This window comes from Serinicoccus sp. CUA-874, from assembly GCF_001942225.1.
Classification (GTDB): Bacteria; Actinomycetota; Actinomycetes; order Actinomycetales; family Dermatophilaceae; genus Ornithinicoccus; species Ornithinicoccus marinus.
In genome coordinates this window covers 1-11,136 of record NZ_MKJZ01000017.1, presented here as the reverse complement: position 1 = coordinate 11,136, position 11,136 = coordinate 1, and the positions used below count along the sequence as shown (strand labels likewise).

Genomic DNA, 11,136 nt, shown 5'->3' with positions numbered 1-11,136 from the left:
ACAGCCCCGAGCGCACCCAGCGCCGCCTCCTCCGCCGACCCCTCCGACTCGATCGCCGCGACCGCCACGCCCCTCACCCCCTCAGATGAAGCACCTCGTGCTGATCCCACAAGGCTAATCGAACACATGTTCGATGTCAAGGGATAGTCGTGAAGATGTCGCGGTTCGAGACGCACCGCGGGCGCGCCCCCCTCAGAAGAGCTTCTGCCACCACTTCGGCTCGGGCTCGCCGGGGTTCAGCGAGATGACCTTGACGCTGCTGAAGGCGCCGCTGTGCACGATGGTGAGCCGCCACATACCCGGGTCGGACACCCCCTCGTAGTCGCCGCTGAGGTCGCTGAACAGCGCGCTGCCGCCCGGGACGTCCACCCCGACGCCGCGCGGGACGATCACCTTGCAGCTGGAGAAGACATCGTTGAGCCGCAGCTCGACGACGGGGGAGCTGACGACCGCCTCGCGCAGGTCGAGCACCGACTCGGAGAACCCGCCCGACAGGGTCAGCACCTCGGGCACCTGCCAGCGGCCCAGCCGCTTGGTCGAGCTGAAGAAGGTCGTGATCCGCGCCGGGGTCGCCAGCGCGGGCACATCGGCCCGGCGCTGAGCGGGCACGTCGCTGCCCGCGCCAGCACCGCCCTGCTCCGGCCGCCAGTCCGGCGAGTCCTGCGCCGCCGGGCCGCCGATGATCGTCATCGGCCGGTCCGTCTCCTCGCTGGGACCGGGCAGCGGCGGTCGCTCGGCGCCCGGCTGTCCCTCGTCCCGTGCGTGCGGTCCCTGCTCCTCCGGAGTCCCCGTCATGCACCCAGGGTATGCCGGGGCGCCGGCCGCCCGTGGGCGGTCCGGTCGGATCCCCTCCCGGTCAGTGTTGGTCCCGGTGCACCAGCCGCAGGTCCGCCCAGACCAGACGGTGCTCACTGGTGGGGAACGGGTAGGTGCCGACCAGCCGGAACAGCGGGTCGTCCTCGGTGGGCCAGAAGACCGCGGCGTCGAGCACCGGGAGCTGGCGGCGCGGCAGCACGTAGTCCACCCGCAGGTTGCCCGACGCCGGGGTGTCGTTGAAGTCGGCGGTGTCGAAGGCAGGGTCGGCGCGGTGCTCCTCGTTGGCCCCGCCCTGCAGCCTGGCCTGCTCCACACCACCCTCGCTGCCGGGGCTGACCCTGGTCCGGATCGAGGGGCTGTCCAGGAGCTGGTTGATCGCGCCGTCCCGCGAGTCCCCGTCGACCGGGTCGGCGTTGTAGTCGCCGACGATGACGAAGCGCTCACCCCGGCCCAGGCCGCCCGAGCGTCCCTGGTCGTCGTAGATGTAGGACGAGGCGCGCTCGCCGGCAACGTAGTCGGACCAGAAGCGGATCTCGTCGTGGTTGCGCCGCCCGTTGCGGTCCTCCTCGCCGTCGAAGGTCGGCGGCGTCCGGTCCCCCGACGCTCCCGTCGTTGTTGAGGTCGTACCCGCTCGGCACTCCGCTGTTGGCCGGCGCGAGGTAGGCGTAGGCGTAGCTCACCGGGTCGGCGCCACGTTACGCGCCTGCTCGTCGTCACCGCTGCTCAGGTCTGCCGCGAGGTCGCCCTCGGCCGAGCGGTTCAGCGAGGCGTTGAAGGTCGCGATCCGGACGTCGCGGTCCACGGCACCGCGGTCACGCCCGGGACGGTCGTGGGCGTTCGCCGGAGCGGCGGCCAGGGCACCCACGAGAGCGGTCACGGTCAGGACGGAGAGGTATGCCGTGCGCGTCGTCATACCGGACACGGTGGGGGCAGGGGGACGTCTGTGCGAGAGTTCACCCCATGAGCGAGAGCACCGCGACAGCGCGGCTCAGCGAGACCGAGCGCCGCCTCGTCGAGACCAACGGGATCGAGATCATCGAGGAGGCCGAGCGCACCGCACGCCCGGCCGACCTCTTCTGGCCGTGGTTCGCCGCCAACGTGTCCGTCTTCGGGATCAGCTACGGCAGCTACGTCTTCGGCTTCGGCATCAACTTCACCCAGGCGCTGCTCGTCACCGTCCTCGGTGTCGTCGCCTCCTTCCTCGCCTGCGGCATCATCGCGATCGCCGGCAAGCGGGGGTCCGCACCGACCATGGTGCTCTCCCGCGCGGCCTTCGGCGTCAAGGGTCAGAAGGTGCCCGGCGTCTTCTCCTGGCTCATCTCCATGGGCTGGGAGACCTTCCTCGCGATCATGGCGGTGCTGGCCACGGCGACCGTCTTCACCCAGCTCGGCTGGGGCGGCGGCACCACGACGAAGGTGCTCGCCTGCGCCGTCATCGCCGCCCTCATCGTGGCCGCGTCCGTCGCCGGCTACCACACCATCATGCGGCTGCAGTCGATCCTGACGTGGCTCACCGGGGCCGCCACCATCGCCTACATCCTCATGACGCTGGACCGGATCGACCTGGCCGCCGTCACCTCCCGCGAGGCCGGCTCGACCGAGTCCGTCATCGGGGCCCTGGTGATGCTCATGACCGGTTTCGGGCTGGGCTGGATCAACATCGCCGCCGACTGGTCCCGCTACCAGCGGCGCGACGCCAGCGGCGGCGCCATCGTCTTCTGGAACACCCTGGGCGGCGCGCTCGCACCGACCCTGCTCGTCATCTACGGTCTGCTGCTCATCGGCTCCCAGCCCGAGCTCGAGGAGGGCATCGTCAACGACCCGATCGGTACCCTCGCCACGATCCTGCCGATCTGGTTCCTCGTCCCCTTCCTGCTCGCGGCCGTGCTCGCGCTCGTCAGCGGTGCCGTGCTGGGCATCTACTCCTCCGGGCTGACGCTGCTCTCGCTCGGCATCGACATCCCGCGCCCCGCCGCGGCGCTCATCGACGGGACGATCCTCACCCTGGGCACGATCTGGGTCGTCTTCTTCGCGCAGAGCTTCCTGGCGCCGTTCCAGAGCTTCCTCATCACCCTCGGCGTCCCGATCGCGGCCTGGGCGGGCATCCTCATGGCCGACGTGGTGCTGCGCCGCAAGGACTACGACGAGCGGGCGCTCTTCGACCCGCGCGGCCGCTACGGCGACTGGAACTGGACCGCGATCGGCCTCATGATCGTGGGCTCGGTCATCGGCTGGGGCCTGGTCATCAACCTCTTCGCCGACGCCGCCGCCTGGAACAACTGGCAGGGATACCTCCTCGGCCCGCTCGGGCTGGGCGGCAAGGAGGGCACTTGGGCCTGGGCCAACCTGGGGGTCCTGGTCGCCCTCGGGATCGGCTTCGTCGGCTGGCTCACCCTCGGGCGCGCGATCGTGCGCCGGCAGGAGTCCGCCTGAGCCGCGGCGGGCGTGTGCCCGACCCGGCGGCCGGTATACCGGACGCGACCGGGTCAACTAGCTCCCGGTGAACGATGGGTGAAAGCCGCTCGTGGCGTGCACAATGTCCCTCGTGCCCGCCGAGCTGCTCATCCTGGTGCTGGTGGTCGTGGTCGCCCTGGCCTTCGATTTCACCAACGGCTTCCACGACACCGCCAACGCGATGGCCACCTCCATCGCCACGCAGGCCCTGCGCCCCCGGACGGCGGTGCTGCTGTCCGCGGTGCTCAACCTCGTCGGTGCGTTCCTGTCGATCGAGGTGGCCCTCACGGTCACCAACGCCGTCATCAACATCCAGGACACCGACGGCTCGCCCCGACCCGAGCTGATCGGCGACGGGGGAGTGGCGCTGCTGCTCATCCTGCTCGCCGGGCTCGTGGGGGCGATCGTCTGGAACGTCCTGACCTGGCTCTTCGGTCTGCCGTCGTCCTCCTCGCACGCGCTCTTCGGCGGGATGATCGGCGCCACCGTGGCGGCGCTGGGCTGGTCCGGGGTGAAGTGGGTCGGCGACGGGTCCGAGCTGGACGGTGTCGTCGGCAAGGTGATCCTGCCGGCGCTCATGTCCCCGGTCATCGCGCTCGTCGTGGCGACCGTGGGGACCTGGCTCGTGTTCCGGGTCACCGAGGGCGTCGCGAAGAAGTACCGCGCGGCCGGCTTCCGGTGGGGTCAGATCGGGTCCGCCTCCCTGGTGTCCCTGGCGCACGGCACCAACGACGCGCAGAAGACCATGGGCATCATCACGCTCGCGCTGCTGGCGACCGGGCACTGGACCGACACCGGCAGCGTGCCCTTCTGGGTCAAGGCCTCGTGCGCGTTCGCCATCGCCGTGGGCACCTACCTCGGGGGGTGGCGCATCATCCGCACCCTGGGGCAGGGGCTGGTGAAGATCTCCTCGCCGCAGGGGATGGCGGCCGAGTCGGCCTCCGCCGCGGTGATCCTGGCCGCCAGCCACCTCGGGTTCGCGATCTCCACGACGCACGTCGCGACCGGATCGATCCTCGGCTCCGGGGTGGGCAAGCCCGGGGCGGAGGTGCGCTGGAGCGTGGCGGTCAGGATGGTGACGGCGTGGCTCATCACGCTGCCGATGGCGGGCATCGCGGGTGCCGCGACCTGGTTCCTCGGGCACCTGCTCGGCGGCGGCGCGCTGGCGGCGTTGGTCATGACGTTGCTGCTCCTCGTCGCGGTCGGGGTCATGTGGCGCCGCTCCCGGCAGGCGCCGGTGGACCACACCAACGTCAACGAGGAGTGGGTCGAGAGCCACGGCCGCGCCCCGAGGGAAGGGGGTCGCTGATGGGTGACCTGCTCGGGCTCTGGCTCACGGGCGGCGGGCAGCTGCTCCTCGCCGGGCTGCTGCTGGGGGCCGGTCTCCCGCTGGTCTTCGCGCTGGGCATCCGCGCCCTGGCGCTGGCCGAGGGCGCCGACGCCGAGGCCGACCGTTCCGACCCGCGGCCCTGGCTGCGACCGGTCGCCTGGCTCTGCTTCGTGCTGGTGGTAGTCGGGGTCCTCCTCGGCCTGGCCGTCATCGTGTCCTCGGGCTTCGGCTACGAGCTCGTCTTCGAGGGCGTGCTCCCGACGCTGCAGAAGGGAGCCTGAGGTGGAGCGGGCAGGCATACTCCGCCGGGTCGTGGAGTGGCTGCGGGCCGGCTACCCCGAGGGCGTGCCCGACGGCGACTACGTCGCCCTCCTGGGGGTGCTGCGCCGCAAGCTGACCGAGGACGACATCGAGGCGATCGTCACCGAGCTCCTCGCCGACAGCGACGGGGCGGTCACCCAGGAGCAGATCCGCGAGCTCATCCGGTCGTATGCCCTGCAGGAGGCCACCGACAAGGACGTCGCCCGGGTGTCCGCTCACCTGGCCGCGGGGGGCTGGCCGCTGGCGGACCCGGACGTACGCTAGCGCCATGAGCACCGCACCCTGGCTCGTCGTCGTCGACGCGCAACGCATCTTCGCCGACCCCTCCTCGGAGTGGTGCGCCCCGCGCTTCGCGGAGACGGTGGGGCCGATCCGCGAGCTCGTGGCCGAGCACGGCGCCGGCGAGCGCGTGGTGCAGACGCGGTGGATCCCGCCGCACGTCAAGCACGGCTCCTGGGTGCCCTACTTCGAGCGCTTCCCCTTCGCCGACCGGGAGCAGTTCGACCCGCTCTTCGACCTCGTCGACGACATCGCCGAGCTCAACCTGCCCTACACCGTCTCCGAGCCGACCTTCGGCAAGTGGGGGGAGGGCCTGCGCGAGGTCGTCGGCGCCGACGCGCACCTCGTCCTGGCCGGCGTGGCCACGGACTGCTGCGTTCTCTCAACAGCGCTGGCCGCCGCCGACACCGGGTGCACGGTCGAGGTCGTCGCGGCGGCCTGCGCCGGGTCGACCGACGAGGCCCACGAGCGCGCGCTGGCGGCCATGGAGCTGTATGCCCCACAGGTCACCATCCGCCGCTGAGCATCGACCGCGGCCACTGGACCCGGTCGAGCGCGCGTCATGCGTCAGTGGCGGTGCGCGAGCACGGCGAGGGTCGCCCGGCCGTAGGCCTCCTCGGCGTCGCGGTGGGTGAAGGTCTGGGGAGCGCCCTCGACGAGCGCGACGACGGCATACACGTCGTCCGGTTCGGTCCCACGCTTGCCGAGCCCCACGAAGTCGTGCCCGAGCACCGCCCGCAGCTGGTCCTCCCGCGGCAGCCAGACCGTGTCGTCCAGCGCGACCGAGTCGAGCGCCCACTCGGCGACGCCGTTGAAGCCGATCACCGAACCGCCGACGAACTCGTGCACCTCCACCGTCATGTCGGCGAGATAGAAGACGTCGTGCGAGAGCCCGGGCCGGTCCACGACGAAGCGGTCGCCGGCCAACGGCGACCAGATGAGACCGGCGTCGTGCAGGCGGCGGGCGAGGTCGACGCTGAGCATGCGCCCATCGTGCCCGACGGGCGGTGCCTTCCGCGCGGCGGACCGCGGGAGTATCCTGACGTCACGGAAAGAGGTGGTGCCCGTGAGCATCCGGATCCAGCAACCGCAGCAGTACGACCTCGTGTCCGACACCCTCCTCGTCGCCGGCACGGCGGGCGGTGCCTTCGAGGCGACCTTCAACTACCGCGTCAGCGAGGGCCACGACGAGGTCGTCGGCCACTTCAGCGCCGGTGACGGTGTCGGGGGGCACGGGCAGTTCCAGGTCGAGGTCGACCTCTCCGGCGCGGCCTTCACGCGTCCGCTGCTGACGGTGGAGGTCTTCTGGCCCTCGCCCCGGGACGGCGACGGGGAGATGGACACCCAGACCGTCCAGGTGGTGCACGGTCCGCAGGTGGTGCCCGGGTATGCCGTCTACCAGGAGCACACGGTCGTCGCCGGCGACACCCTGTGGGGGATCGCCGACCACTACTACGGCGACGGCAGCCTCTACCACCGGCTGGTCACGGCCAACCCGGGGACGATCACCGACCCCGACGTGATCTCCGTCGGTCAGGTGGTGCGGGTGCCGCGCACGGCAGGCTGATCGCCCACAATGGGCGGTGATGCCCACCGACCAGACCCTCACCGCGAGCCTGCCCCGCGACGGCGCCGCCGATCTCGACCCTGACGCGCTCTTCACCACCTTCGCCGACTGGGCGCGGGAGCGCGGGACCGAGCTCTACCCGCACCAGGAGGAGGCGCTGCTGCACCTGCTCGAGGGCAGCAACGTCGTGCTCGCCACCCCCACGGGGAGCGGCAAGTCGCTGGTCGCCACCGCAGCCTGCTTCCTCGCGCTGGCGCGCGACGAGGTGGCCTTCCTCACGGCGCCGATCAAGGCCCTCGTCAGCGAGAAGTTCTTCGACGCCTGCCGGGTCTTCGGCGCGGAGAACGTCGGGATGCTCACCGGCGACGCCGCGGTCAACGCCGACGCCCCGATCGTCGTGTGCACCGCCGAGGTGCTGGCCAACATCGCGCTGCGCGAGGGGGAGGGCGCCGACCTCGGCGTCGTCGTCATGGACGAGTTCCACTACTACGGGGACGGGCAGCGCGGCTGGGCCTGGCAGGTCCCCCTGCTCACGCTCCCGCAGGCGCAGTTCGTGCTCATGTCGGCCACCCTCGGCGACACGACGCGCTTCCGTGAGGACCTCACCCGCCGCACCGGGCGGCAGACCGCTCTGGTGGCCGGGGCTGAGCGGCCGGTCCCGCTCCACTTCGCCCCGGAGCTGGCGATGACCCCGGTGCCGGACACGATCACCGAGCTGCTGGAGGAGCGCCAGGCGCCGGTCTACGTCGTCCACTTCACCCAGCGAGAGGCGCTGGAGCGCGCGCAGTCGCTGCTCTCGGTGCCCCGGCTCGTCGACGCCGCCGAGAAGGAGGCGATCCGCACCCGGATCGGCGCCTTCCGGTTCACCGCGGGCTTCGGGCGGACCCTGTCCCAGCTCGTCCGGCAGGGCATCGGCGTGCACCACGCCGGCATGCTCCCGCGCTACCGCCGGCTCGTCGAGCAGCTCGCGCAGGACGGTCTGCTCAAGGTCATCTGCGGCACCGACACCCTCGGGGTCGGCATCAACGTGCCCATTCGCACCGTCCTCTTCACCGGGCTCGCGAAGTTCGACGGGACCCGGCAGCGGGTCCTGCGCGCCCGCGAGTTCCACCAGATCGCCGGTCGGGCCGGCCGGGCCGGCTTCGACACCTCCGGGTATGTCGTGGTGCAGGCGCCGGAGCACGCCATCGAGAACGCGCGCGCCTGGCCAAGGCGGGGGACGACCCCAAGAAGCAGAAGCGGGTGCAGCGGAAGAAACCGCCGGAGGCTCGGTCTCCTGGAGCGAGCAGACCTACGCCAAGCTCGTCGGTGCCGAGCCGGAGCCGCTGCAGTCGAAGATGAAGGTCGACCACGCCGTCATCCTCAACACCGTCGCCCGTCGTGGGGACCCGGTCGAACACCTGTCGGCGCTGCTGCGGGACAACCACGAGACCCCGGCGGCGCAGAACCGGCTGGCGCGGCGCGCGATCGCCCTGGGCCGCTCGCTGCTGGACACCGGCGTGCTCGTGCGGGTCGACCCGGGGCAGCGGGAGGGCCGCAGCATCGACCTCGCGCCCGGGGTCGCGGAGAACTTCGCGCTCAACCAGCCGCTGGCGCCCTTCGCCCTCGCGGCCCTGGAGCTCTTCGAGCCCGAGGCGCCGACGTATGCCCTCGACGTCGTCTCGGTGGTGGAGTCCGTGCTCGACGACCCCATGCCGATCCTGCTGGCACAGCGCTACCGCGCCCGCGGGGAGGCGGTCGCGCAGCTGAAGGCCGACGGTGTCGACTACGACGAGCGGATGGCCCTGCTGGAGGAGGTCACCTGGCCGCAGCCGCTCGCCGAGCTGCTGCAGGGGACCCTTGCGGTATACCGCCAGTCCCATCCCTGGGTGCGCGAGGACGCGCTGTCGCCCAAGGCCGTCGTCCGCGACATGTGGGAGCGGGCGATGAGCTTCACCGAGTTCGTCGGCTACTACCAGCTGGCGCGGTCGGAGGGCGTGGTGCTGCGCTACCTCACCGACGCCTACCGCACGCTGCGGCAGACCGTCCCGGAGTCCGCCTACACCGACGGGCTGCACGACCTGGTGCACTGGCTCGGCGAGACGATCCGGCAGACCGACTCCTCGCTGCTGGAGGAGTGGGAGGCCCTGACCGACCCCGAGCGGGTGGCGGAGGCCGCGGCCCGCGAGGCCGCGGGTGCACCCGCCGTCCCGGCCCGGCCGATCACCGGCAACGAGCGGGCCTTCCGGGTGATGGTGCGCAACGCCATGTGGCGCCGGGTGGAGCTGGTCGCCGACGACGCCTGGGAGGCGCTGGGCGACCTCGAGGCGCAGGTCGCCGCGCTGCCCGAGGAGGCCGTCGAGCCGTTGATGGGCCGGGAGGACTGGGACGCGGCGGTCGGCGCCTTCTACGACGAGCACGACCAGGTCGTCCTCGACGCCGACGCCCGCGGGCCCCAGCACCTGCGGGTCGAGCCGGTCCCGGCCGGGCAGGCGCAGATCTCCGACGGGCGGGCCGCGCGGGTCTGGCGGGTCAGCCAGACGGTGAGCGACCCCGAGGGTGACCTGGACTGGGTCATCGAGGCCGAGTGCGACCTGGATGCCTCGGACGCCGTGGGTGAGCCGGTGCTGCTGGCGACGGCCTTCCGTCGGCTCTGAGGCCGGACCCGCCCCCAGTATCGCGTCTAGGAGCCGGTTCGTCAGCCGAGAGCCTCCTCGACCCGGCTCAGGAGTGACGAGCCGGCGCTCAGTGGCCGCTGCCGCGCTCGGACGAGGCCGGGAAGAGTGCGGCGAGGGCGGTGAGCGCGCCGAGCCAGCCGTCGCGCATGGCCGTGTCGGAGTCGGCGTCGGCGATCTCGTGGGTGAGGACCACGAGGGTGCCGTGGGAGTGCTCCCGCAGCTCGACGGTCACCAGGTCGTCCTGCGCCTGACCCTCACCGGTCTCCCAGCGCCACGCCATCTGCAGCAGCGAGGGGCGCTCCAGCCGGGTGAAGCGCCCGCGTCCCGCGAGCCCGGCCACCTGCGAGCTCACCGCGAAGTCGCCGCCGACCTCGGCGCACACCTGGTGCTGCGTGTCGGGCAGACCGGCCCACCACCACGTCGCCAGGACCGCCTCGTCGGTCCACGCCTCGAAGACGGGATCGGCGGGCACGGGCAGGTCCTGCGCGACGACGATCCGTGGGCCGGGGTAGGTGGTCGGCTCGGTCATGGGGTCCCTCCCGCACGATGGTGGTCCTGCTCCTCGTCGCCGGGTTGGTCCTCCTGCTGCAGACCGAGGACGGCCCGCAGCGCCGGCACGCTCTCCACCGTACCCGCGCGCTCTCGCGGCGGACCCTGCAGCGGGGCCCAGTAACGCAGGTGCGCGTGCATCGGCAGCAGCCGGTGCCACCAGCGTCGGTGCGGCCCCGAGTGGTGCACCGCCAGGTCGCGGATGCCGGTCCCGAAGGTCGGCCGCAGCGGCCCGGCGACCGGATCGCCGTAGAGCCAGGCCCGCCGCGGGAAGTAGAGGTTGGTCCACCGGGTCGGCCCGAAGGGTGCCCCGTGGTTGCCGACCAGCGCGGTGCGCTCCAGCTCGCCCTTGCGCAGCACGGTGGGGTAGAACGCGCCGGAGCGGTCGTCGGCCTCCGCGGTGGGTGCCAGCGACGGCATCGGTGGGCACATCGGCAGCTCCAGGTCGTCCTGACGACGCTGCAGCGAGGAGGCCCGCGTGTCCAGCAGCAGCCGGCCGTGCGCGAGCGGCGAGCCCAGGGTGACGAAGTCGGTGACCAGCCACGGGACGCCCCGCTGGCGGCACTCCCGCCAGAGCCGGCGCTGCACGTGCTGGAAGACGTCGACCTCGCCGCGTTCCAGCCCGAGGGGGTCGCTGTAGTCGAGGACCAGCCGCTCCGCCTCGGGCTGCGGCCCCATCTTCTCGAAGGCCGGGTGCCGGGCCTCGTCCCAGTAGAGCCGCAGGATGTCGTAGCCGATGACCGAGCCGAGCGAGTGACCGACGACCACGACCTTGTCGTAGACCTCCGCCGCGTGCAGCCGGCGCATGAGCTCCAGGCCCTCGTTGCGGATCGCGGTGCGGGCCGCGACCCCCGCCGGGTCGGGTGTGAGGTAGCGCTCGGCGTCGGCGAGACGGCGGGTCAGCACCTGGCGCAGGCCCGACTGCACCACGGCCAGCCCCAGGACCACCCAGAAGGGCGGCTCGGTCAGCCAGGCGCGGACACCCTCCCGCCACACCATGACGACGGCGATGGCCACCGCGGCGGCGAGGGTGAGCATGACGGCGCTCAGGTGATTCTCCCCAGTTCTGCTCACTGAAATTCCCCACCCTGTGGCCCCAATCCGGGGACGGAGCGGGGCTCCTTCGATGATGGCGGTCTCTGACCACACGCCTACTCGAAGGA

General features: G+C 72.0%; 11 protein-coding genes and 2 pseudogenes. 7 read left to right on the top strand and 6 right to left on the bottom strand.

What is annotated here, in order from left to right:
* Positions 1-192 precede the first annotated feature (192 nt).
* The 3 genes and pseudogenes from BJF80_RS06650 to BJF80_RS21095 form a co-directional block, all read right to left on the bottom strand.
* On the bottom strand, positions 193-795 hold the full coding sequence (locus BJF80_RS06650) for a hypothetical protein (RefSeq protein ID WP_075812418.1): 603 nt from the start codon (positions 793-795) through the stop codon (positions 193-195).
* A 61-nt stretch (positions 796-856) separates the two neighbouring features.
* Positions 857-1,462, bottom strand: a pseudogene (locus BJF80_RS21100) (endonuclease/exonuclease/phosphatase family protein); the annotation flags it as partial.
* Between the two features lie 30 nt (positions 1,463-1,492).
* Complete coding sequence (locus BJF80_RS21095) at positions 1,493-1,729, bottom strand: hypothetical protein (RefSeq protein ID WP_321166355.1); 237 nt, start codon at positions 1,727-1,729, stop codon at positions 1,493-1,495.
* A 47-nt stretch (positions 1,730-1,776) separates the two neighbouring features.
* Between BJF80_RS21095 and BJF80_RS06640 the strand changes: the two genes are divergently transcribed.
* The 5 genes from BJF80_RS06640 to BJF80_RS06620 all read left to right on the top strand — a co-directional run bounded on the left by BJF80_RS06640 (position 1,777) and on the right by BJF80_RS06620 (position 5,723).
* A complete protein-coding gene (locus tag BJF80_RS06640; RefSeq protein ID WP_075812416.1) occupies positions 1,777-3,249 on the top strand; it encodes a purine-cytosine permease family protein in 1,473 nt (490 codons plus the stop codon).
* A gap of 103 nt (positions 3,250-3,352) precedes the next feature.
* Positions 3,353-4,579 carry an inorganic phosphate transporter gene (locus BJF80_RS06635; protein ID WP_075812414.1) on the top strand — a complete coding sequence of 409 codons (1,227 nt, stop codon included), beginning with the start codon at positions 3,353-3,355 and terminating at the stop codon, positions 4,577-4,579.
* Positions 4,579-4,881 (top strand): hypothetical protein, encoded by a 303-nt coding sequence (locus BJF80_RS06630; protein WP_075812412.1) that lies wholly within the window; start codon positions 4,579-4,581, stop codon positions 4,879-4,881. Before BJF80_RS06635 ends, BJF80_RS06630 begins: the two co-directional genes overlap by 1 nt.
* Position 4,882: 1 nt before the next feature.
* The gene (locus BJF80_RS06625; protein WP_075812410.1) at positions 4,883-5,185 is read left to right on the top strand and encodes a DUF3349 domain-containing protein; all 303 of its coding nucleotides are present in this window, start codon (positions 4,883-4,885) and stop codon (positions 5,183-5,185) included.
* Between the two features lie 4 nt (positions 5,186-5,189).
* Positions 5,190-5,723 carry a cysteine hydrolase family protein gene (locus tag BJF80_RS06620; protein ID WP_075812408.1) on the top strand — a complete coding sequence of 178 codons (534 nt, stop codon included), beginning with the start codon at positions 5,190-5,192 and terminating at the stop codon, positions 5,721-5,723.
* Between the two features lie 44 nt (positions 5,724-5,767).
* On the opposite strand, the gene BJF80_RS06615 is transcribed toward BJF80_RS06620, so the two are convergent.
* Positions 5,768-6,184, bottom strand: a complete 417-nt coding sequence (locus BJF80_RS06615; RefSeq protein ID WP_075812406.1) for a hypothetical protein — start codon at positions 6,182-6,184, stop codon at positions 5,768-5,770.
* An 82-nt stretch (positions 6,185-6,266) separates the two neighbouring features.
* Between BJF80_RS06615 and BJF80_RS06610 the strand changes: the two genes are divergently transcribed.
* Positions 6,267-6,767, top strand: coding sequence for a LysM peptidoglycan-binding domain-containing protein (locus BJF80_RS06610; protein WP_075812420.1), 501 nt, complete (start codon positions 6,267-6,269; stop codon positions 6,765-6,767).
* A 19-nt stretch (positions 6,768-6,786) separates the two neighbouring features.
* Positions 6,787-9,403 (top strand): annotated as a pseudogene (locus BJF80_RS06605) (DEAD/DEAH box helicase).
* Positions 9,404-9,491: 88 nt separating this feature from the next.
* Here BJF80_RS06605 and BJF80_RS06600 read toward each other — a convergent pair.
* Both BJF80_RS06600 and BJF80_RS06595 read right to left on the bottom strand, forming a co-directional pair.
* The gene (locus BJF80_RS06600) at positions 9,492-9,953 is read right to left on the bottom strand and encodes an SRPBCC family protein (protein ID WP_075812404.1); all 462 of its coding nucleotides are present in this window, start codon (positions 9,951-9,953) and stop codon (positions 9,492-9,494) included.
* Positions 9,950-11,011 carry a hypothetical protein gene (locus tag BJF80_RS06595; protein ID WP_075812402.1) on the bottom strand — a complete coding sequence of 354 codons (1,062 nt, stop codon included), beginning with the start codon at positions 11,009-11,011 and terminating at the stop codon, positions 9,950-9,952. Before BJF80_RS06595 ends, BJF80_RS06600 begins: the two co-directional genes overlap by 4 nt.
* Positions 11,012-11,136 lie beyond the last annotated feature (125 nt).